We start from the raw sequence: 20,510 nt of genomic DNA, 5'->3' as shown, positions 1-20,510 counted from the left end.
GTGAACTGGAGTCGGACACAAGCAGTCCCTGCGGACTGCTTGTGCCTACGGAAGGCCATGGGCCTCTGGCCCATGGCAGGCCCAGCGCTCGGCCCGGAATACCCAGTCATCGCCGCGTGGCAAGGCCGGCAAGCGCCGCGGCGCATAACGCGATCGGCACCAGGCTGGCCCAGTTCATCCACTGCCAGCCGCCCGTCGTGACGAGGGCGCCAGAGGAGAACGAGGTCAGCGTCATCGTCGCGTAGACGCCGGTGTCCAGCAGCCCCTGCGCGCGCGTCTTCTCCTCGGGGCGGTAGGCCTGGGTGAACAGCGTCGTGCCGCCGATGTAGAGGAAGTTCCAGCCGATGCCGAGCAGCAGCAATGCGCCGAGGAAGTGGTCGCGGTCCTGGCCCGACAGCGCGAAGGCAACGCAGCCCAGGTTGAGCAGCACGCCCACCGACATGACGGGCAGCACCCCCACGCGCTTGATCAGGGGGCCGGTGAAGAAGCTCGGCACGAACATGCCCAGCACATGCCATTGCAGCACCATGCCGGCGTCAGCGAAGGGCAGGCCGCACTGGCCCATGGCGATGGGCGTGGCGGCCATCAGCAGGTTCATGACGCCGTAACCGAGCGCACTCGCGGCCAGCGCCACCATGAAGACCGGCTGGCGCAGCAACTCGGCGCTGCTGCGGCCGCCGGCACCGGGCGCGGGCTGGACGAGCGCGGGGAATTCGATCAGCGAGATCAGCACCAGCCCCGCCAGCGCAACGCCCATCAACAGCAGGTAGGCGCCGGCAAAGGGCGCCACCAGCAGATCCTTGCTCGCAGTGGCCAGCCAGGGCCCGAGGATGGCGCCCAGGCAGCCACCGCCCAACACCCAGGAGATCGCGGCCTCGCGCTTGGCCGGTGCGACGAGTTCGGTCGCCGCAAAGCGGTAGAGCGCCGCGTTGGCCGTGTAGTAGCCAGCGATCAGCGTCGCAATGACGACGCCCCAGAAGCTCTGGTGCAGCACGCTCCACAGCGACATCGCGCAGCTGGCGAGGGCGACGAGCAGGCCGATCTGGAAACCGCGTCGGCGCCCGAAGCGCAGCTGGTGGCGCCCCACCATGCGCGCCATCAACGCGCCGCCGGTCACATAGGCGCAGATCGGCAGCGTCGCCATCCATGGCCGCGGCGCCAGCGCCAGCCCCACGAGGCCGTTGATGGCCATGAAGCAGATGTTGTTGGTGAGGAAGAGGCCCTGGGCGAGGACCAGCAGCGCCAGTTTCCTGTTCACGTCAAGGCGAGCCAGGACAGCACCGCCAGCGGGGCGGTGTCCGCGCGCAACACGCGCGGGCCCAGCGTGACGGCCGCAAAGCCACGGGCGCGAGCGGCGTCCTCTTCGGCGTCGCTGAAGCCGCCCTCGGGGCCGCTGAGGAAAAGGGCCCGCTTCTGCGGGAAGGCCGCGACCGGCTCGGCTGCGCGCGGGCTCAGCAAGCCTCGCCATTCGTCGTCGCGATCCGGCAGAGCCGCGAGCCAGGTGGCCAGCGTCTGCACGGGCTCGATGCGAGTCGGCACCGTGCGCCCGCTCTGCTCGGCGGCCGCAACGGCCACGCCCTGCCAGTGGGCGCGCTTCTTGTCGGCCCGCTCGCCATTCAGGCGCAGCACCGAACGCTCGCTCATCAACGGCTGGATGGCCGCGGCGCCGAGCTCGGTGGCTTTCTCGACCAGGAAGTCCATGCGGTCATTGGCCGGCATGACGACGGCCAGCGTCACCGCACGGGCCAGCTCGCGCTGCGGCCGCTCGGCCGTGAGGAGGCGAACCCGTACCTCGCTGCGGCCCATGGCGGTCACTTCGGCCTGCCATTCAGGGCCGCTGCCGTCGAAGAGGGTCAACGCGTCACCGGGTTGCAGGCGCAGCACCTGCACATGGCGGGCGGCACCGGGAGGCAGGGCGATGTCGCCGTCGGTCACGGCAAGCGGGGTATCGACGAAGAAGCGGGGCAAGGCGGATGGCGGGGCGTGACGAGCCCGCCAGTATCAGCGCAGGCCGAGGGCGTCGCGCACGGCCGCCGCGGCGGCCTCGCCCTTGGCTTTCTGCACGCGCTCGACGAGCTGCAGGGCGAGGGCTTGCAGCGCAGACAGGCTGTCGGCACGCTCGACCTCGAGCGCGAAGGCATAGCCCTTGAAGGGGCCGAGCAGCTTGGTCGCCTCACCGCTCAGATAGGTGTACAGGGCCGCGCGGTCGAGCAGCGGCGAGCCGCCGGCCGGCATCGAGGGCGCAGGGGCGGCCGCAGATGCAGCGGGTGCGGGGCTGGCCGCCACCGGCGCCGCTGGTGTCGGGGCGGCAGCGCGTGGCTGGCCGCCTGCACCTTGGGGTGCAATCAAGCCATGCTGGCTCAGCATCTCGAGGTCGGCCTCGCTCGCGCCAGCGACGAGGCGCAGCCAATCACTGGCCGCTTTGCTCGCGTCCAGTACGAGCAGCAGGTTGCGCGCGGTGCGCGACAGCGGCAAAGTCCGCGCGCGGATCTCGGCACGGCCAGCATCGGTTTTGGAATACAACAGGTCGAGCACGTTATCGGGCCTCGCCCACGATCGGCGTCACCGCTCGCAAGCCATGGGAAAGCATCAGCTCTTGTCCCGCAATTCCCTGCGCAGGATCTTGCCCACGGGCGTCTTGGGCAGTTCGGTGCGGAACTCAACAATCTTCGGGCGTTTGTAGCCGGTCAGGTTGGCTTCGCAATACGCACGAACGTCAGCTTCGGTGACATTCGGGTCTTTCTTCACGATGACGACCTTCACCGCCTCGCCGGCCTTGGCGTCTGGCACGCCGACAGCGGCGCATTCAAGCACGCCGGGCATCTGCGTGATGACGTCCTCCACCTCGTTCGGATACACATTGAAGCCGCTGACCAGGATCATGTCCTTCTTGCGGTCCACGATCTTGAAATAACCCCGTTCATCGACGGTGCCGATGTCGCCGGTGCGGAAATAGCCGTCGGCCGTCATGACCTTGGCGGTTTCATCCGGGCGCTGCCAGTAGCCGGCCATGACCTGCGGGCCGCGGATGGCGATCTCGCCGGGCTGGCCCATCGGCACTTCGTTGCCGTCGTCGTCCAGCAGCTGCAGCTCGGTCAGCGGCATCGGCAGGCCGATGGTGCCGCTGTAGGCGGTGCTGTCGGTCGGGTTGCAGGTGGCCGACGGCGAGGTTTCGGACAGGCCATAGCCCTCGACGATGGGGCAGCCGGTCTTCTCCAGCCACAGCTTGGCCGTGGCCTGCTGCACGGCCATGCCGCCGCCCACCGAGATGACGAGACGGCTCCAGTCCACCGTGCTGAACTCGGGGTGGTTGGCCATGGCCATGAAGAGGGTGTTGACGGCCGGGAAGCTGTGGAAGCGGTGTTGGGACAGCTCCTTGAACACGGCCGGCAAGTCACGCGGATTCGGGATCAACACGTTGGCGCCGCCCATGTGCATGGACAGCATCATGTTCGTGTTGAAACCGAAGATGTGATAAATCGGCAACGCGCAGATGGTGACGACCTGCTCGCCCTTGGGGACTTTCTTCAGCGCCGGCTGGTACCAGGCTTCGCTTTGCAGGATGTTGGCGACCAGGTTGCGGTGCAGCAGCACGGCGCCCTTGGACACGCCGGTGGTGCCGCCGGTGTACTGCAGCACGGCGATGTCGTCCGCGCCCAGCTTGGGCGCCTTGTAGGTCAGGCTGCGGCCCTTGGCGACGGCGTCGTTGAAGCGCACGGCACCGGGCAGGTCGAAGGCCGGCACCATCTTCTTCACCTTGCGCACGACGTAGTTGACGATCATGCCCTTGGCAAAGCCCAGCATGTCGCCCATGGCCGCCAGGATGACGTGCTTGGTCGGCACGTTCTTGATGACCTGCTGCAGCACCGAGGCGAAGTTCTCGATGATGACGATGGCCTTGGCGCCCGAGTCCTTGAGCTGGTGTTCCAGCTCGCGCGGCGTGTACAGCGGGTTGACGTTGACGACAACATAACCCGCCCGTAGCACGGCAGCCACGGCCACCGGGTACTGGAACAGGTTGGGCATCATCAGCGCGACGCGGTCGCCTTTCTCCAGGCCCAGGCTCTGCAGATAGGCGGCCAGCGCGCGCGAGGCCTCGTCCACCTGCGCGAAGCTCAGGCTCTTGCCCATCATCAGATAGGCGGGCTGGGCGGCATTCTTCTTGAACGAGGTGTCCAGCAGGTCGACCAGGCTGGGATAGAGCGACACATTGACGTCGCGCGGCACGGCGGCCGGGTATTGCTTCAGCCAGATCGGCTCCATGCCTTGTCTCCTTCTTTTGTTGCGGCGATTCTGACCGATAGCTGACAGCGGACGGCTCAGGGGATTCGATAGCGCTCTTTGGGGGCGCCTTCTGCTCGGGCTATTCGACGGCCTTGAGCATGTCCTCGACCACCTTCTTCGCGTCGCCGAAGACCATCATGGTCTTGTCCATGTAGAACAGCTCGTTGTCCAGGCCCGCATAGCCCGCCGCCATCGAGCGCTTGTTGACGATGATGGTCTTGGCCTTGTAGGCCTCGAGGATGGGCATGCCGTAGATGGCGCTGCCCTTCACATGGGCGGCGGGGTTCACGACGTCGTTGGCGCCCAGGATGATGGCCACGTCGACCTGGCCGAACTCGCCGTTGATGTCTTCCATTTCGAAGACCTGGTCGTATGGCACCTCCGCCTCGGCCAGCAGCACGTTCATGTGGCCCGGCATGCGGCCGGCCACCGGGTGGATGGCGTACTTGACGGTGATGCCTTTCTCGGTGAGCTTGGCGGCCAGCTCCTTCACGGCATGCTGGGCGCGCGCCACGGCCAGGCCGTAGCCCGGCACGATGACAACACTCTCAGCATTGCCGAGCACGAAGGCCGCGTCGTCGGCGCTGCCGCTCTTGACCGGGCGTGCCTTGCCATCACCCACCGCGGCCGTGCCGGCCTCGCCGCCGAAGCCGCCCAGGATCACGTTGAAGAACGAGCGGTTCATCGCCTTGCACATGATGTAGCTCAGGATCGCGCCCGAACTGCCCACCAGCGAACCGGCAATGATCAGCATCGCGTTGTTCAGGCTGAAGCCGATGCCCGCCGCCGCCCAGCCGGAGTAGCTGTTCAGCATGGACACGACGACCGGCATGTCCGCCCCGCCGATCGGGATGATCAGCAGCACGCCCAGCAGGAAGCCCAGCGCCACGATCAGACCGAAGTCGATGGGCGACTGCGAATGCCAGAAGCCGAACACGAAGAAGACCGACGCCAGGCCCAGCACGGCGTTCAGCGCATGTTGGCCCTTGAACGTGACCGGGGCGCCCTGGAACAGGCGGAACTTTGATCCGCCCGACAGCTTGCCCCAGGCGATGACGGAGCCCGTGAAGGTGATGGCGCCGATGAAGGCGCCCAGGGCCAGTTCGATGCGGTTGCCGCCCGGGATGGGCGCCAGCGTGCGCGGGGCCACGCCATCCTCCGGCGGGATGGCGGCGAGGGCCGCATCCATCGCCGGTGTGATGCCGAAGGCCGCAGGCTCTGCGACCGCCGCCACCGCGATGGCCACGGCCGCCAGGCCGATCATGCTGTGGAAAAAGGCGACCAGCTCGGGCATCTTGGTCATCTCGACCGTCTTGGCCCGCCAGGCGCCGTAGCCGCCGCCGACGACCAGGCCCAGCAGCACCCACGCCAGGCCCAGACCAGAGCCGGCAAGCTTGACGATGAGGGCCGCTGTCGTGAGCACGGCGATGGCCATGCCGACCATGCCGAAGAGGTTGCCGCGGATGGACGTCGTCGGGTGCGACAGGCCCTTGAGCGCCTGGATGAAGCAGACGCTGGCGATCAGGTAGAGCAGCGTGACGAGATTGAGGCTCATGCCTTGCCCTCCTTGGCCGCCGCGGGCTTCTTGTCCTTCTTCTTGAACATCTCCAGCATCCGCCGTGTGACGAGGAAGCCGCCGAAGATGTTGACCGCGGCAAGCGCCACGGCCAGCACGCCCATGCCCTTGGCAAACGGCGTCTCGGTCAGCGCCGCGGCCATCATGGCGCCGACGATGACGATGGCCGAGATGGCGTTGGTGACGGCCATCAGCGGCGTGTGCAGCGCGGGCGTCACCGTCCAGACGACGTGGTAGCCCACGTAGATGGCCAGCACGAAGATGATCAGGTTGATGATGGTGTGGTCAACGATTTCCATGGTCATGCCCTCGTGACTTGGCCGTCTTGCGTGACGCGGCAGGCCGCGACGATGTCGTCATCCAGCGGCACGTTGAAGGTGCCCTCCTTGGTGATGACGAGCTTCAGGAAATCCAGCACATTGCGCGCATACAGCGCCGACGCATCGGCCGCCACCAGGGCCGGCAGATTGGTCTCGCCGACGATGACAACGCCGTACTTGGTGACCGTCTTGCCAGCTTCCGTCAGCGGGCAGTTGCCGCCCGCGGGTGCCGCGATGTCGACGATGACCGACCCCGGCTTCATGGCCTTGACCATGTCCTCGGTGACCAGCACCGGCGCCGCACGGCCGGGGATCAACGCCGTCGTAACGACGATGTCGGCCGCTGCCACGCGCTTGGCGACCTCCGCCTTCTGCCGGTCCAGCCAGCTCTGCGGCATGGGCCGTGCATAGCCGCCCACACCCTCGGCCGCTTCCTTCTCTTCGGCCGTCTCGTAGGGCACGTCGATGAACTTGCCGCCGAGGGACTCGACCTGCTCCTTCACCGAGGGCCGCACATCGCTGGCCTCGATGACGGCGCCCAGGCGCTTGGCGGTCGCAATGGCCTGCAGGCCCGCCACGCCGACGCCGAGGATGACGACGCGCGCCGCCTTCACGGTGCCGGCCGCCGTCATCAGCATCGGGAAGAAGCGCTGGTAGCGGTCCGCCGCGATCATGACGGCCTTGTAGCCGGCGATGTTGGCCTGGGACGAGAGCACGTCCATGCTCTGAGCGCGCGTCGTGCGCGGCGCGGCTTCCAGCGCAAAGCTGGTCAGGCCCGCACCGGCCATGGCCGTGAGGCCGTCGCGGTCGAATGGGTTGAGCATGCCGACCAGGGCCGCGCCCGGTTTCATCAGCGGAAGTTCGTCGACGCCGGGTGCGCGCACCTTCAGCACCAGTTCGCTGCCGAGGGCCGTGGCCTGGTCGACGATCTCGCAACCAACCGCCTCATAGGCCGCATCGGTCACGCTGGCCGCGATGCCTGCGCCGCTTTCGATGCGCAGCACGTGGCCGGCGGCCTTCAGCTTCTTGGCCGTCTCTGGCGTGACGGCCACGCGGGTCTCTCCGGCCGCGCGTTCGCGCGGTACGCCGATCTGCATGGAAGCTCCTGTCGGGGGCAAGGGGTCGCGGCAGCTTACACAATGCTTGCGCCACCCCAGTGCGGGATTTCGATTGGAGGTTTCATGACTGCCACAGACCGGTTTCGTCCCAGCGTCACTGTCGCCGCGGTGATTGCCCGCGCCGGGCGCTATCTGCTGGTTGAGGAAGAGACGCCCGAGGGTTTGATGCTGAACAACCCGGCAGGCCATCTGGAGCTGGGCGAAAGCGCCATCGAGGCCGTCGTGCGCGAGGCGCTGGAGGAAACGATGCGCGCCTTTGTGCCCGAGTCATTTCTGGGTGTCTACATGGCCCGATTCGTGCGGCCGGCGCGATTAGAGGATGTCACCTATGTGCGGCTGGCCTTCAGTGGCTCGGTCGGCGAGGAGATCGCCGGGCGCGCGCTGGACGAGGGCATACGCCGCACGCTGTGGATGAGCGAGGCCGAGCTGGCCGCCTGCGAGGACCGGCACCGCAGCCCGCTGGTGCTGCAGTGCGTGCGCGACCATGCGGCCGGGCGGCGGCTGCCGCTGGAGACGGTGTTCAACCATGTGTCGCTGCAAGCGCCGCTGCTGAAGGGCTGAGAATCCCGCGCCATGACGACCCCCGACTTCATCGAGCTCTACGACCAGGCGCTCAGTCCCGACGCCTGCCGCGCGCTCGTCGAGCGCTTCAAGGCCAGCACCCGCGTCCAGCGGGGCGAGATCGGCAGCGGCGTCGATGTCAGCATGAAGGACAGCTGGGACATCGCCATCAGCCGCCACCCCGAGTGGGCCGATGCCTGCGCCCAGCTCAACGACGCCGTCATCCAGGGCTTCAAGCACTATCTGCGCCGCTATGCCCATCTGGCGCTGGCACCGTTGAAGCTGCAGATGCAACGGCCCGATGGCAGCCAGGCCTTGCTGGACGCCGACGGCGTCGCGGCACTGAACGACGAACTGCTAATGGGCCTGGTCGCCAAGGTTTTCCGCCCTGGCGCCATCAACCTGCAGCGCTACCAGGCCGACCAGGGCGGCTACCCCTACTGGCACTGCGAGCAATACCCCAGGCTTGACCAGGGCGAGGCCCTGCACCGCGCGGTGCTGTGGACGATCTACCTGAACGACGACTTCGCCGAGGGCGAGACGGAATTCCTCTACCAGGACCGCAAGATCGTGCCGCGCACCGGCAGCCTGCTGATCGCGCCGGGCGGCTTCACGCACACCCATCGTGGCAACCGGCCCAAGGGCGGGGACAAGTACATCGCCACAAGCTGGGTGCTCTACCAGCGCGCTGAAAGCCTGTTTGCCCAAGGCTGAAGGAGCCTTTGGGACAATCGCCCCATGAGTTCCGCAGAAAAGAAACACCGAGCTAAACATCGAGTGGTGGTCGGCCTGTCCGGCGGCGTGGACTCGGCCGTGACCGCCCACCTGCTGAAACAGCAAGGCCATGAGGTCATCGGCATCTTCATGAAGAACTGGGAAGACGATGACGATGACGAGTACTGCTCGACACGCCAGGACTTCCTGGACGCCGCCTCGGTGGCCGACGTGCTGGGCATCGAGATCGAGCATGTCAACTTCGCGGCAGAGTACAAAGACCGCGTCTTCGAAAGCTTCCTGCGCGAGTACCAGGCCGGCCGCACGCCCAACCCCGATGTACTGTGCAATGCCGAGATCAAGTTCAAGGCGTTTCTGGACCACGCGATGCGCCTGGGCGCCGAGAAGATCGCCACGGGTCACTATGCAAGGGTGCGCGAAGTCGATGGCGAGTTCCAGCTCCTCAAGGGCCTGGATCCGCTGAAGGACCAGAGCTATTTCCTGCACCGCCTGTCGCAGGCGCAGCTCAGCAAGACGATGTTCCCGGTCGGCGACCTGCCCAAGACCGAGGTGCGGCGCATTGCCGCCGAGATCGCGTTGCCCAATGCGAAGAAGAAGGACTCGACCGGCATCTGCTTCATCGGCGAGCGGCCCTTCCGCGAGTTCCTGAACAAATACCTGTCGCACCAGCCGGGGCCCATCAAGGACGAGCGGGGCCGCAAGCTCGGCGAACACGTCGGCCTGAGCTTCTACACGCTGGGCCAGCGCCAGGGCCTGGGCATCGGCGGCGTGAAGGAAAAAGGGACGCCGCGCGGCGGTGGCGAGCACGAGCCCTGGTTCGTGGCGGCCAAGGACATTCCCAGCAACACGCTCATCGTCGTGCAAGGCCACGGCCACCCGCTGCTGCAAAGCCCGGCCCTGGTCGCTGATGACCTGAGCTGGGTCGCAGGGCGCGCGCCGTCCACCGGCGAAGCGGCGGCCAAGACGCGTTATCGCCAGGCCGATGCACCCTGCAGCGTGGGCTTCGACGCGGGTGGCCACCTGACGCTGCGCTTCCCCGACCCGCAATGGGCCGTCACGCCCGGGCAGAGCGCCGTGGTTTACGACGGCGACGTGTGCCTGGGCGGCGGCGTCATCTCGGCCGCCCTCCCGGAATGACGAAGTTCGACCGCCTGCTCGCCCGCCTGGCCGAGCCGGGCGTCGTGCTGCGCCTGGCGGCGCTGGTGGTCTGCGCGATGGAGCTGGTCAGTGCCGGCTCGGCGCTGCTGGGTGCGCGCACCGAGCCCTACGACGGCCTGGTCGCCTGGCTCTGGCGCCAGCTCGGTGGTGATGTCAACGACCGCAGCCTCGTCGTCATCTGCGTGCTGCTGCTGGTGGCCTTCGTCGCCCTGATCTTCCGGCTGGCTCGCCAGGGCCAAACGGCGCTGCCGGTGAACCAGCGCCTGGCTTGGCTGCTGCTTGTCGACCTGCTGGCCTTCGGCGTGACGCCGGGCCTGCCCTTCCTCGTCACGGCGCTGGGCGCCGTCGTGCTGCCGGCACGGCTGGCCCTGGGTTTTGCGACCGCCCAGGTGTTGCTGAACACCGGCATCTACGTGTACGCGTCGACGACGGCCTGGCTGGACCAATTCGGCATGCTGTTCGCCATGCTGGCCCTGCACGGCCTGGCCTTTGGTCTCGGGCGCATGGCCGCGGCCGAGGGCGAGAAGCGCCGTTGGTTGCAGGCCGTGCTGGCAGAGCAGATGTCGGGCGAGCACCTGCTGGCCGAACAGATGCGCTACAACGAGCGCATGCAGATCGCCCGCGAGCTGCACGACCTGATGGGCCACCACCTGACGGCACTCAACCTGCAGTTGCAGCTCGGTGGCGCCCTGCTGGCGCGCGAAGACACCTCGGGCGCGGGCCAGGCGATGGGGCGCGCCGAGGGCGTGGCCGCGCAGTTGCTGGCGGACGTGCGCGAGGCCGTGTCGCAGCAGCGCAGCTCGCAGCGCATCGACCTGTCCGCCGCGCTGCAGGCCCTGGCCGAGGGCATTGCCAGCATGCGCATCGAGCTGACGCTGGACGACGCCGCCCGCGATCTCGGTCCGCGGGCAGCCCACGCGCTGCTGCGCTGCGTACAGGAAGGCGTGACCAACAGCGTGCGCCACGCCGGCGCGCGTCGCGTGCAGGTGGAGCTGCGCGGGCTAGGGGAAGGACGGGATGAGGTCACCGTCAGCATCGACGATGATGGGCGAGGCGCGCCGAACTGGCAGACCGGCCGTGCCGAGGGCTTTGGCAATGGCCTCTCGGGCATGGCCGAGCGCATGACCGAGCTGGGTGGGCAGATGTGCGTGACGCGCACCAGCCCGGGATTTCGAATCGAGTTGAGATGTCCACGATGGGTGTGATCAAGATCCTGCTGGTCGAGGACCAGCAACTGGTGCGTGAAGGCCTCAAGGGGTTGCTCGCGCTGCACGACGAGCTCAAGGTCGTCGGCGAGGCCAGCGACGGCGCCGAAGCGCTCGAATGGCTGTCCGCCGCCCCCGCCGACGACATGCCCGATGTCATCCTGTCCGACATGCGCATGCCGCGCCTGGACGGCATCGGCCTGATCCGCGCGCTGGCCGCGCGGGCCCTGCGGCTGCCGACCGTCCTGCTGACCACCTTCGACGACACGGCCGCCTTCGACGAAGCCGTGCGCGCCGGCGCCCGCGGCTTCCTGCTCAAGGCCATCAGCCCCGAGACGCTGGCCCAGGCCCTGCGCGACGTGCACGGCGGCGGCACCGCGCTGCGGCCGTCTCTCACCACACGCATGGAAGCCAAGGGTGGCGAGCGCGCCTTCACCGCGGCCGATCATCCCGATCCGCTTTCACCGAAGGAGCTGCAGGTGCTGCGCCTGGTGGCCAGCGGCCGCAGCAACACGGAGATCGCCGGCCTGCTTGGTAACAGCGAAGGCGTCATCAAGAACCACTGCTCGGCCATCTTCTCCAAGATGGGCGTGAGGGACCGCACACAGGCGGTGCTGCGCGCTATCGATCTGGGCTGGATTTAGGTCGCGTGGCGGGTGCTGCGAGATGCAGCACCCAGTAGCGCTGCAGCCGCCCCGGCCCTGTCACGCAGGCCAGGCCGAACTCCTGGAAGTCAACCGCCATCAGGTTCTCGCAATGCGCCGGGCTGGCCAGCCATTGCGCCATGGCCTCGTCCAGGGTTTCCGGCCCGCCAGCCAGGTTCTCGCCGGCCGAGCGCATCAGATAGCCCGCCTCGCGCAGCCGCGTGCGCAGTGAGGTGCCTGCGGCGCCGACATGGTCGATGCGGTCGCGGGCGGCCAGTTCCTTGGCGTAGCGGCGGGCTGATTCCGCCAGCACGGGGCTGGCGCGCAGGGCTGCCACGGCGGGCCAGAGGCGCTCGCCGCAGGCCTGAGGCTGGGCGCGCAAGGCGTTCAGCACGGCCTGGACTGCAGCGGCGTCGGGCTGGCAGCTCTCCTGGGCTGCGGCAGGCGCCAGGCCAGCCAGGCCGAGCAACAGAGGCAACAAGGCTCGCATGGCGGCATCCTAGTTGTTGCCAAGCGTCCACGCGAAGCCCACCATGGGGGCATGAAACCCCACCGACTGCTCGCCCCCCTGCTCGCCTGGGCCACTCTCGCCAGCTGCGCCCAGACGCCCCCCGCGGCCCCGGCTGCCTCCGCCGCAGCCGCCCCCGCTGAAGCCGAATCGGTCCGCCTCGGTCGCGAACTACGGGCGCTGATCGGCCCAGCAGCCTGTACGGCGAATTCGCAATGCCGTACGGTGGCCGTCGGCGCCAAGGCCTGCGGCGGGCCGGCCGGCTATCTGGCCTGGTCCACCGTGGGCACCGACGCCGAACGCCTGGCCGCCCTGGCCGCGCGCCAGGCCCAGGCGCACAAACGCGAAATCGAGGCCAGCGGCATGCACTCGAACTGCGCCATGGTGGCCGACCCGGGCGCGGCCTGCGTGGCAACGCGCTGCGAGCTGGCGACGCCCCAAAGTGCCCGCTGACCCAATAAAAAAGCCGCAGACCTGACCGGTCTGCGGCTTTGCATCGTCCGGCCGCCAGGGCGGCCGGGAGGCGACGTGCTTACTGAGCGGCGGCGCTTTCGACCAGCTTGGCCGGCACGGTGGTGGGCTCGTTGAGCACCGGCACGCTGCCGTCGGTCGAGACACGCACAGTCGTCGTGGTTTGAGCCACGCCAGCCAGATCCAGCAACTGGAAGGCACCCAGGTAGCGCTTGCCCGTGGCCAGACCCGACCAGGTCAGGGCGACGCTGGCGGTGCTGCCGGCATAGACCTGCGAGGGCACGGCGACCTTCAAGCCAGCACCTTCGCCCGGGCTGACGATCCAGCTGGACAGCGAGTGCGTCATGGCAGCGGCGCCGCCGTAGGCGACCACGCAGACCTTGTAGGTACCCGCGACCGGATTCGTCACCTGCACCGTCTCGTTGGAGCCGTCGTTGCCCGAGTACACCGAGGTGGTGTTGTTCGGATAGAGCAGCATCAGGTCGTTGTCGTCGCCGGCAGTACCGACGTCGGCATCACGCAGGCCGAAGCGAGCCACCATGGCACCGGCAGGCACGCTGAAGCTGTAGACCTTGACATTGGCCGTGTCGACACCGGCCTGGCAGATGGCCTTCAGCGCCGCACTGCCCGTCGCCTGGGGCGCCAGCGTGGCCGGGCTGCCCATCGTCACTTCCTTCATGCCGCCCTGCTTCAGGCCCATGCGGCCACTGAAGCCGGTCTTGGCCGTCATCAGGCGGGTGCCGGAAACGGTGGTGCCGGTGATGTCCGACAGGGTCGAGATGGGCTTGCCCACCTTGGCCTGGATCGGGGCGCGCACGCTGTGGCCGCCGGCGCCGTCACTCCAGACCAGCTGGCCATAGTTCCAGACACCTTCGGCAGCCGTCGTCGCGGTCAGCTTGACCGTGAAGGAAGCGGAAGCACCCGGAGCCAGCGTGAGGGAGGAAGGCGTCACGACGGTCGTGAAGCCCGGCACGCTGGCAGCAGCGGTGTAGGTGGCACTCGCCGTACCGACGTTGGTGACGTTGCGCGGGAAGGTGACACTGCCGATGACGGTGCCTGCTGTCAGGGACGGCAGGTTCAGATCGGAGGTCTCGGCGAGCGTGCCAATCGTCGTGCAGTCGGTGGCCGGCAGCACGGCCGGCTTGTTCACCTTGCACTGGTACTTGACCCAGTCGTTCTTGCCGGCGTTGTAGACCAGGCCGGGGTCGGTCGCCTTGTTCGGGTTGATGTGGCCCGAGCCCTGCGACCAGGGCAACAGGCCGTTGGACAGACCGGCAAGGCCGTCGTTCAGCGTCGAGTAGGTGGTGGTCATCAGCGCCGACTTGATGGCGCCGGGGCCCCAGGTCGGGTGCGCCTGCTTGAGCAGCAGCGCGACACCCGCCACGTGCGGGCTGGACATGGACGTGCCTTGGTAGGACGCCCATGCCGGTCCGGGCACCAGCGTGCCAGCGGCGACGGCGTCGCGATCGGCCTGGTTCAGGCCCGGTGTCACCTGGGCAATGACGTCCACGCCAGGTGCCGTCAGGTCGGGCTTGAGGACGTTGCTGTCACCCGCGTTCGGGCCACGCGACGAGAAGTTGGCCATGATCGGCGCCGGAGCGGTGCCGATATAGAACTTGCTGAGGCTGGCGGTGGCGCCGGCCGTCTGGGCATAGGTCTTGATCGCGGCGCCGTCGGCGGTCGTGACGTGCACGGTCGGCACCGAATGGGCCTCGGCCACCAAGCCAGCGCCGTTGTCCTGCATGATCATGCCGACGCCACCGGCGTTCAGCACGGCCAGGCTCTTGTCGACGCGGGCGTTGTTGCCGCGCGTGCAGACCACGATCTTGCCGGCCACCTTGGCGGGGTCCAGCTCGAGCGGGTTGCTGAAGCACAGGTTCAGGTTGGCGCTGGCACCAGCGATGCCTGCGTCCTCGGCGCGGATGAGGGGCTGGCCGTTCACTTCGGCCAGGCTGTTCAGCGAGGCGCCGGTGTACTTGGCGGCATTGCCCAGCGTGGCGTCGCCCGAGAAGGCGCGGTCATGCGTGGAGGCGGCCACCGTCGTCAGCCAGGGGCTGAGGTGGGCGACGGCCTGGCCGGGGCCGCTGTTGCCGGCCGAAGCGGCGACGAAGACGCCAGCGATCGAGGCGCGGTAGAAGGCCTGCTCGACGGGGTCGTTGACCGTGGTCTGCGAGCCGCTGATCGAGTAGTTGATGACGTTGACGCCATCCGCCACGGCCTTGTCGATGGCGCCCACCAAGTCGGCAGTAAAGCAGCTGTTGCTGCTGCCGGTGCCGTCGGTGGCGGCCACGTCCACATAGGTGTAGCAGACCTTGTAGGCCGCCACGCGAGCGCGTGGCGCCATGCCGGAGGCCTGACCCAGGGCAAGGCCGTTGACGATGGCCGTGACGTTGGCGTTGCCTGCCGCCGTGGAGGCGGTGTGGTCACCGTGGCCGCCGTGGCCGGTCGCGCCGCCCAGGTCATCGCGGCCGGAGGCGAACGACGTCCAGTGCGGAGTCCGGCCGGTGGCGATGAAGCCCGCGTTGAAGTGCTGGATACCAATCAGCTTGTTGTTGCAATGCTTGGCGGGGTCGATGCCTTCGCCAGCCACGCAGCCACCGATATAGGTTGCAGGCTTGGGACCGTAGACCAGGGTGTCGGCCGGGTTGTTGCTCGGCACGCCGTTGGCATCGACACGGTCGAAGAAGGCGGGGTTCTCGGGCCAGATGCCCAGGTCGACGACGCCGATCACCAGGTTCTCGCCCTTGATCGCGGAGCCGCCGGCGGTCTGCGACCACAGGCCACCCGGGGCGGTCAGGCCCAGGAACTGGCTGGTGGAAATGGTGTCGAGCTTGCGGGCTTCGTCCTGCCACAGGCCGACGACCTGGCTGTTGGTGCTCAGCGAGCGGGCTTCGTCATCCGTCAGGCTGGCGGCAAAGCCGTTGAACACGGTCTTGTAGCTCGTCAGGACAGGCGCGTTGCCGACCGAGGCGATCACGTTGCTCTGCTGCTGGCCCAGGTAGCTGATGTAGGCCTGCACGGCAGCGCTGCCGTACTTGAAGGTTTCACCGGCTGCCGGTTGGGTGGCGGCCAGGCCTGACACCGTGCCCTGGTAAGAGGCAGCGGGTTCGTCCTTGAGCTGGACGATGTAGGTCTTGCGATCCTGCGCAAAGGAGCTTGTGGCCAAACCTGAGAGCAGAACCAGCGTCGCCAGTGCGGCGGGCTTGAGTTTCATCTTCATCAAAGAGTCCTTTCGATGCAAACGGCGGATCAGACAGCGCGACGGCGGCTGGCCCGGAAGGCGGCAAGGCCGGCGACGCTCAGCAGAGCGAGGCTGGCGGGCTCGGGCACGTGCTCGATGGTGATGTTGTCGAGGCCGAACTGGGCGCGGTCAGTGCTGAAGGCTGAGCAGGTCGTGCCGCCGCCGGGAGGCGGGCAGGCGAAGCCGTAGGCATAGACGTAGTCGAACTCGATATTGCCGAAGGCGCCGGTATTGATGCTCGAGAAGTTCAGCTGGTTGGCGGCATTCAGGCCGGTCAGCGCGAAGGTGGCCGTCGTCGAGACACCGTTGCGCACGCCCTGCAGGCGCACGAAGCCGGGGGTGGACTGCAGCGCCTCGCCATTGCCGATCCAGCTGGCGTCGAAGCTCTTCACGGAGAAACGGTAGCCGTCCGTCGAGCCGAACACGAGGGCAGCATCGGCCAGCATGGCCAGGTACTGCGTCGAATTGTTCGCCGGGCACTGCACGTTCAGGCAGGTGTTGGGATCGCTGCCGTCGGCGAGGATGCCGACGAGATCGCCAATCTGGGCGGTGGCGGAGTTGGAGAAGGGGTCGAAGAACATCGTCCGGCCACCCAGGCCGTCCTGATAGAACTCGTCACCGTTGAGCAGCAGCGGCGCGAAGGGCGCAAACGGCGACGGATCGACGGTATTGAAATCGATGGTGGTGCGGAGCACATTCGCCTGGGCACCCACCGACGCGGCCAGCGCCAGCGCAGCGAGCGCGACTGAGGTCAAAGCCTTCTTCATTGGACTACTCACTTTCTTTGAACGTTGATTCAATCGGCGCAGGCGAGCGACGCTTTTGGCGACACGACACCCCCAGCTCAGCGTTGCTGTTTGCTTGGATGCCCTGCGTATGGGTCAACAACTGACCCAGCTAGGCGGCCGATTCTGTGCGAGCAGGATTTCACGGCCATCCCCACTTGCCCGGCATCCAAGCAAGGGGGGAACGGGTATTCACCGAGTCAGCAGACTTGACTAACCCGTATGAAATTTCATAGGACAAATCACCTTGACGCGCCACTGGCCGCTGAGGCAGCCGAAGCGGGGTCTGCGGGCAGTTGCAGGTTGGCCACGGTGCGTGGCGAGAAGAGCAGGTCGCGCGCAATCCGGACCGGCAAGCCGTCCGGGCCAACCTCGCGCAGCAACGCATGCTCAGAGCGGCTGCGCACGGCACTGAACGCGCCGGGCTGGCCGGGTTCGGCCACCAGCTCCCAGTCCGCCTTGCCGGTGAAGGGGTCCTCATAGGCGCGGCGCAGATGGCGCCGCGGCTTCGGTACGCGGTTGTCGATGAGCAGGTCGTCCAGGCTGCGCGGGTATTGCTGCGGCGGGTTGGGCGTGGCCGCCGCATAGGCCACGATGGCGCGCGCGATCTCGCCGCCGCGGAACAGCAACTCCCGCTCGCGCTCGCGCTGGGCCGCCGTGCTCCAGGCCTGGCCCAGGGCCGCCAGGCCCGCCGCGGTCAACGCGACGAGGAAGAGCACCGCGAGGTAGGAATAGCCCCGCGCGCGGCTGCTACCAGTCCGCATAGAGCCTGCCGTCCGCCGAGCGCCCGGCGGCGCCGCTGCGCACATCCCAGACCCGGCCGCTGGCCTGCATCTCAGTCGGTGGCGGCAGCTCGACCCAGGTCTCGCGGCTGGCGGTCAGCGGGTCCTCGGGAATGCCGCGGATATAGCGCGCCGCGGCCAGCTCCTGCAGGGACTCGGGATACCGGCCCCTGTCGGCGGCGTACTGGTCGATGGCATCGCGCATCGTCGTCAACGACTGCAGCAGGGCCGTCTCCTTGCTCTTGTGCAGCGACGTGAAGTAGCGCGGCGCGGCAATGGACGCCAGCAGTGCCACGATGGCCATGACGACGATCAGCTCGATGAGGGTGAAGCCGCGTTGCCTGGCCATTACCAGTCCTTCAGCTTGCTGCCATCGAGCGCCTTGCGCTCCGAGCGCGAATAGACGTCGAACACGTCCTTGCCCGCACGCGGGTCGTCGGGCGGGCTGTCGTAAGCGCGCAGGCCCCAGGTCTCGGCCGCGCTCAGCTCTGCAGGCGCGAAGGGGTCGCGCGGCAGGCGGCGCAGGAAATAGATCTTGCGGCCGTTGGGCGACTTGGCATCGGCCACGCCGTCGACCAGCAGTTGCAGCTTCTGCGGGTAGCCGCTGTCCTCGGGGCTTTGCACGATGCTGCCGGTCTCGGTGGCGCGCTTGTAGGCGTCAAGCGCCTCGCGCAGCGTGCGCAGCGACTGGCGCAGCTCGTGCTCGCGGCTGCGCTGCACCGACATCTCGAGCAAGGGCCGCGCGGCAGACGCGAGCACGCCCAGCATGGCCAGCACGACCAGCATCTCGATCAGCGTAAAGCCACGAACAAAACCCGCGTGACGCCCGCGGGCCGAGCGCCGGGCCGCTCCCAAGCCGGCCCGTTCTGGCGATGCTGGCCGGTCAAGCCGGCAAGCATCGCCGTCCCCTCGGGGGACCGACCGGATTCGCCCGCGTTCAGCGGCGCGAAGCAGGGCGAGGGGCAGTTTCACCTTACCGCCTCGACGGTCAGCAGGCCCGAGCCTTCAAGTCGCACCGATGCCGATTCGCCATTCAGTCCGCTGGCCGACAGCGAACTGACACCGATGTTGAGCACCTGGCCTGCCGCCGGCGGCAGGGCGCGGAAAGCGACTACGCGCTCGCCGCGTGGCGCCAGCTCGACGGGATAGCGCCCGGGCGTGACGCCCTGCAGGGGCTGGGCCGGCGTGAGTTTGGCCGCGTCGTACTCCAGCTCGCCCTTGATCTGCAGGCCGCTGTCGTTCTTCAACGCGACCGAGACGGTACCGCCGGCCGGGATCTGCGGCGTCACGTCCAGCTTCAGCAGGGCCTCGGCAGAGGCCGCGCTGGGCTGCGCTTGCGCGGCCGGCGCGGCGGCGCCGCCACTGCTGGGCGCCACACCGACCCGGGCATCGCGCCGCAGCAGGCTGCTGAAGGCGCCGGGGCTGGCATCGGTGCCGCTGGCCAGGCGCGTGAGGGACGCGTCGGGCACGGCCAGGTTGCGCACCACGCGCGGCGTGATCAGCAACACCACCTCGGTCTTGTTGCGCGTGTCGGTCTGGGTGCCGAACAGGCGGCCCAGCACGGGGATGCGCGACAGGCCCGGGATGCCGGTGCCGCTCTTGCGGTCCTCGTCGTTGATGAGGCCGGCCAGCACCTGCGTCTCGCCGTCAGCCAGGCGCAGCACGGTGGAGGTGTTGCGGGTGCCGATTTCGTAGGCCGTCGTGCCGCCGGGGCCGGTGACCTGGCGGATCAGGTTGCTGACTTCCAGGCCGATCTTGATGACGACGTCGTTGTCGAGCTGGATAGTGGGCTCGACATCAAGCTTCAAGCCGACGTCCAGGTAGCTGACCGAGGCCGCGACGGACGTAGAGCCGGTGAAGTTGGTCGTCGTCGTGAACACCGGCAGCTTCTGGCCGATGTGGACCTTGGCCTTGTCGCGGTTGCGCACGCGGATCTTGGGATTGGCCAGGATGTTGGAGTTGCCGGCCGTGCCACGCAGCGTGGCGATCACGGTCGGGTTGGCGATGCTGGCGCGGAAGTTGATGGGGTTCCTGCCGCCGATGAAGACGCGCGACGGGATCGCACCCGTCGCGTCGCTGATGCCCACCTGCAATTCCTCCGGCCACTGCAGGCCCAGCGAGTCGACCTGGTCGGTGGCCAGTTCCATGACCTCGACCTCGAGCATGACTTCGGGCTCGGGCAGGTCGACCGAGGCGATGAGCTTTTCCACCAGGCGCAGCACCTCGGGCGTGTCGCGCACGATGAGCAGGTTCAGGCGCTCGTCGATGTGGATGTCGCGCACCTTGGCGATGGTGCGCACCATGGCCTGCACCTGCTTCACGTCGGCGTTGGTCAGGTAGAGGGTGCGGGTGATCAGCTCCTGGTGCTCGCGCTGCTTGGCGGCCGTGTTGGGGAAGATCAGCACCGAGGTTTCGTTGAGCAGCTTGCGATCCAGCTGCTGGGTGCCGAGGATGACGCGCATGGCCTCGTCCATCGTCACGTTGCGCAGGAAGACGGTCACGCGGGCATCGGCGCGCACGTCCTTGTCGAAGACGAAGTTGACGCCGCTGGAGCGGGACAGCGCCTCGAAGACCTGGCGCAGCGGCGCCTCGCGGAACTCCAGCGTGACGGGCTTCTGGAAGGCCGGGCCCAGCTCGCCGACCGCCGCTTCCAGCGGCCGCGCCTGGGCGACTTGGCTGGCCAGCAGGCGGGCGCCGGGATGCTGGGGCGACTCGGCCAGGATCTCGCGGGCCACGCCTTCAGCGCGCTCCAGGCGGCCTTCCTTCAGCGCCGCGCGGCCGGTGGCCAGCTGGGCATCCTGGCGGCGGCTGCGTTCCACCTCGGTGGTCAAGGCGACCAGGCGCGGGTGCTTGGCGTCGGCCAGTGCCAGCTGGCTCAGCAGGGCTGAGGCCTCGTCCCAGCGGCCGGCGCCGCGCAGGGCCTCGATCTGCAGGATGAGGCGGGCCGTCGCCTGTTCGCGGGCGCGCACCTGGGCGGCGCGCAATTGAGGGTCGTTCGGGTCCTTGGCGCGGGCATCGTCCAGCACGCGCAGGGCGGCCGGCCACTGGTTGCTGCGGCCGAGGTCTTCGGCCTGGCGCAACGCCGGGTTGGCGCAGGCCGCGAGCAGCACAGTCACAAATGC

20 protein-coding genes are annotated in these 20,510 nt (G+C 68.1%); 6 read left to right on the top strand and 14 right to left on the bottom strand.

Features of this window, described 5'->3' with window-relative positions:
• Positions 1–106: 106 nt before the first annotated feature.
• The 7 genes from ACXJKM_RS11045 to ACXJKM_RS11015 all read right to left on the bottom strand — a co-directional run bounded on the left by ACXJKM_RS11045 (position 107) and on the right by ACXJKM_RS11015 (position 7,277).
• Positions 107–1,258 (bottom strand): MFS transporter, encoded by a 1,152-nt coding sequence (locus ACXJKM_RS11045; RefSeq protein WP_457352323.1) that lies wholly within the window; start codon positions 1,256–1,258, stop codon positions 107–109.
• On the bottom strand, positions 1,255–1,968 hold the full coding sequence (locus ACXJKM_RS11040; protein WP_457352321.1) for a 16S rRNA (uracil(1498)-N(3))-methyltransferase: 714 nt from the start codon (positions 1,966–1,968) through the stop codon (positions 1,255–1,257). The genes ACXJKM_RS11045 and ACXJKM_RS11040 overlap by 4 nt, the downstream gene beginning before the upstream one ends.
• Before the next feature lie 33 nt (positions 1,969–2,001).
• Positions 2,002–2,535, bottom strand: coding sequence for a hypothetical protein (locus tag ACXJKM_RS11035; RefSeq protein WP_056200499.1), 534 nt, complete (start codon positions 2,533–2,535; stop codon positions 2,002–2,004).
• 54 nt (positions 2,536–2,589) lie between these two features.
• The gene (locus ACXJKM_RS11030) at positions 2,590–4,263 is read right to left on the bottom strand and encodes a long-chain-fatty-acid--CoA ligase (protein WP_457321342.1); all 1,674 of its coding nucleotides are present in this window, start codon (positions 4,261–4,263) and stop codon (positions 2,590–2,592) included.
• A 100-nt stretch (positions 4,264–4,363) separates the two neighbouring features.
• Positions 4,364–5,839 carry an NAD(P)(+) transhydrogenase (Re/Si-specific) subunit beta gene (locus ACXJKM_RS11025; protein WP_056200505.1) on the bottom strand — a complete coding sequence of 492 codons (1,476 nt, stop codon included), beginning with the start codon at positions 5,837–5,839 and terminating at the stop codon, positions 4,364–4,366.
• Complete coding sequence (locus ACXJKM_RS11020; RefSeq protein ID WP_457352318.1) at positions 5,836–6,159, bottom strand: NAD(P) transhydrogenase subunit alpha; 324 nt, start codon at positions 6,157–6,159, stop codon at positions 5,836–5,838. Before ACXJKM_RS11020 ends, ACXJKM_RS11025 begins: the two co-directional genes overlap by 4 nt.
• A 2-nt stretch (positions 6,160–6,161) precedes the next feature.
• Positions 6,162–7,277, bottom strand: a complete 1,116-nt coding sequence (locus ACXJKM_RS11015; protein WP_457352316.1) for a Re/Si-specific NAD(P)(+) transhydrogenase subunit alpha — start codon at positions 7,275–7,277, stop codon at positions 6,162–6,164.
• Positions 7,278–7,361: 84 nt separating this feature from the next.
• Here ACXJKM_RS11015 and ACXJKM_RS11010 point away from each other — a divergent pair, with 84 nt between their 5' ends.
• From ACXJKM_RS11010 to ACXJKM_RS10990, 5 genes are read left to right on the top strand one after another with little or no spacing between them, the layout of a single operon-like run.
• The gene (locus ACXJKM_RS11010) at positions 7,362–7,859 is read left to right on the top strand and encodes an NUDIX domain-containing protein (protein ID WP_056200515.1); all 498 of its coding nucleotides are present in this window, start codon (positions 7,362–7,364) and stop codon (positions 7,857–7,859) included.
• Between the two features lie 12 nt (positions 7,860–7,871).
• A complete protein-coding gene (locus tag ACXJKM_RS11005) occupies positions 7,872–8,573 on the top strand; it encodes a 2OG-Fe(II) oxygenase (protein ID WP_457352314.1) in 702 nt (233 codons plus the stop codon).
• A 24-nt stretch (positions 8,574–8,597) separates the two neighbouring features.
• Positions 8,598–9,731 carry a tRNA 2-thiouridine(34) synthase MnmA gene (gene mnmA, locus ACXJKM_RS11000; RefSeq protein WP_457352312.1) on the top strand — a complete coding sequence of 378 codons (1,134 nt, stop codon included), beginning with the start codon at positions 8,598–8,600 and terminating at the stop codon, positions 9,729–9,731.
• Positions 9,728–10,957 carry a sensor histidine kinase gene (locus tag ACXJKM_RS10995; RefSeq protein WP_056200524.1) on the top strand — a complete coding sequence of 410 codons (1,230 nt, stop codon included), beginning with the start codon at positions 9,728–9,730 and terminating at the stop codon, positions 10,955–10,957. The genes mnmA and ACXJKM_RS10995 overlap by 4 nt, the downstream gene beginning before the upstream one ends.
• Positions 10,939–11,601 carry a response regulator transcription factor gene (locus tag ACXJKM_RS10990; protein WP_200955311.1) on the top strand — a complete coding sequence of 221 codons (663 nt, stop codon included), beginning with the start codon at positions 10,939–10,941 and terminating at the stop codon, positions 11,599–11,601. Before ACXJKM_RS10995 ends, ACXJKM_RS10990 begins: the two co-directional genes overlap by 19 nt.
• Here the strand turns inward: ACXJKM_RS10990 and ACXJKM_RS10985 are convergent.
• Entirely contained in the window at positions 11,579–12,091 is a 513-nt protein-coding gene (locus ACXJKM_RS10985) for a CAP domain-containing protein (protein ID WP_457352309.1), read from the bottom strand. The genes ACXJKM_RS10990 and ACXJKM_RS10985 overlap by 23 nt on opposite strands.
• A gap of 51 nt (positions 12,092–12,142) precedes the next feature.
• On the opposite strand from ACXJKM_RS10985, the gene ACXJKM_RS10980 reads away from it, so the two are divergent.
• Positions 12,143–12,562: a hypothetical protein gene (locus ACXJKM_RS10980; protein ID WP_457352307.1), complete on the top strand. Its 420-nt coding sequence runs from the start codon at positions 12,143–12,145 to the stop codon at positions 12,560–12,562.
• Positions 12,563–12,641: 79 nt separating this feature from the next.
• Here ACXJKM_RS10980 and ACXJKM_RS10975 read toward each other — a convergent pair whose 3' ends face one another.
• The 6 genes from ACXJKM_RS10975 to ACXJKM_RS10950 all read right to left on the bottom strand — a co-directional run bounded on the left by ACXJKM_RS10975 (position 12,642) and on the right by ACXJKM_RS10950 (position 20,504).
• The gene (locus tag ACXJKM_RS10975) at positions 12,642–15,800 is read right to left on the bottom strand and encodes a S8 family serine peptidase (protein ID WP_457352305.1); all 3,159 of its coding nucleotides are present in this window, start codon (positions 15,798–15,800) and stop codon (positions 12,642–12,644) included.
• A 29-nt stretch (positions 15,801–15,829) separates the two neighbouring features.
• A complete protein-coding gene (locus tag ACXJKM_RS10970) occupies positions 15,830–16,588 on the bottom strand; it encodes an NF038120 family PEP-CTERM protein (RefSeq protein WP_457352303.1) in 759 nt (252 codons plus the stop codon).
• A gap of 260 nt (positions 16,589–16,848) precedes the next feature.
• Positions 16,849–17,370, bottom strand: a complete 522-nt coding sequence (locus ACXJKM_RS10965) for a type II secretion system protein (protein WP_157281845.1) — start codon at positions 17,368–17,370, stop codon at positions 16,849–16,851.
• Positions 17,357–17,737, bottom strand: a complete 381-nt coding sequence (locus tag ACXJKM_RS10960; RefSeq protein ID WP_457352301.1) for a type II secretion system protein — start codon at positions 17,735–17,737, stop codon at positions 17,357–17,359. Before ACXJKM_RS10960 ends, ACXJKM_RS10965 begins: the two co-directional genes overlap by 14 nt.
• Positions 17,737–18,243, bottom strand: a complete 507-nt coding sequence (locus ACXJKM_RS10955) for a type II secretion system protein (protein WP_268795278.1) — start codon at positions 18,241–18,243, stop codon at positions 17,737–17,739. Before ACXJKM_RS10955 ends, ACXJKM_RS10960 begins: the two co-directional genes overlap by 1 nt.
• Before the next feature lie 113 nt (positions 18,244–18,356).
• Positions 18,357–20,504: a secretin N-terminal domain-containing protein gene (locus ACXJKM_RS10950; protein WP_457352299.1), complete on the bottom strand. Its 2,148-nt coding sequence runs from the start codon at positions 20,502–20,504 to the stop codon at positions 18,357–18,359.
• Between the last annotated feature and the right edge of the window lie 6 nt (positions 20,505–20,510).

The organism is Roseateles sp. P5_D6 (assembly GCF_054049415.1).
This window is presented reverse-complemented; position numbering and strand designations above follow the sequence as displayed.

Coding starts and splice junctions, on each gene's coding strand:
- ACXJKM_RS11015 (WP_457352316.1), bottom strand. CDS start 7,277: ATGCAGATCGGCGTACCGCGCGAACGCGCGGCCGGAGAGACCCGCGTG.
- ACXJKM_RS10985 (WP_457352309.1), bottom strand. CDS start 12,091: ATGCGAGCCTTGTTGCCTCTGTTGCTCGGCCTGGCTGGCCTGGCGCCT.
- ACXJKM_RS11030 (WP_457321342.1), bottom strand. CDS start 4,263: ATGGAGCCGATCTGGCTGAAGCAATACCCGGCCGCCGTGCCGCGCGAC.
- ACXJKM_RS10990 (WP_200955311.1), top strand. CDS start 10,939: ATGTCCACGATGGGTGTGATCAAGATCCTGCTGGTCGAGGACCAGCAA.
- ACXJKM_RS11025 (WP_056200505.1), bottom strand. CDS start 5,839: ATGAGCCTCAATCTCGTCACGCTGCTCTACCTGATCGCCAGCGTCTGC.
- ACXJKM_RS11005 (WP_457352314.1), top strand. CDS start 7,872: ATGACGACCCCCGACTTCATCGAGCTCTACGACCAGGCGCTCAGTCCC.
- mnmA (WP_457352312.1), top strand. CDS start 8,598: ATGAGTTCCGCAGAAAAGAAACACCGAGCTAAACATCGAGTGGTGGTC.
- ACXJKM_RS10970 (WP_457352303.1), bottom strand. CDS start 16,588: ATGAAGAAGGCTTTGACCTCAGTCGCGCTCGCTGCGCTGGCGCTGGCC.
- ACXJKM_RS11020 (WP_457352318.1), bottom strand. CDS start 6,159: ATGGAAATCGTTGACCACACCATCATCAACCTGATCATCTTCGTGCTG.
- ACXJKM_RS10965 (WP_157281845.1), bottom strand. CDS start 17,370: ATGCGGACTGGTAGCAGCCGCGCGCGGGGCTATTCCTACCTCGCGGTG.
- ACXJKM_RS10980 (WP_457352307.1), top strand. CDS start 12,143: ATGAAACCCCACCGACTGCTCGCCCCCCTGCTCGCCTGGGCCACTCTC.
- ACXJKM_RS10995 (WP_056200524.1), top strand. CDS start 9,728: ATGACGAAGTTCGACCGCCTGCTCGCCCGCCTGGCCGAGCCGGGCGTC.
- ACXJKM_RS10975 (WP_457352305.1), bottom strand. CDS start 15,800: ATGAAGATGAAACTCAAGCCCGCCGCACTGGCGACGCTGGTTCTGCTC.
- ACXJKM_RS10960 (WP_457352301.1), bottom strand. CDS start 17,737: ATGGCCAGGCAACGCGGCTTCACCCTCATCGAGCTGATCGTCGTCATG.
- ACXJKM_RS11010 (WP_056200515.1), top strand. CDS start 7,362: ATGACTGCCACAGACCGGTTTCGTCCCAGCGTCACTGTCGCCGCGGTG.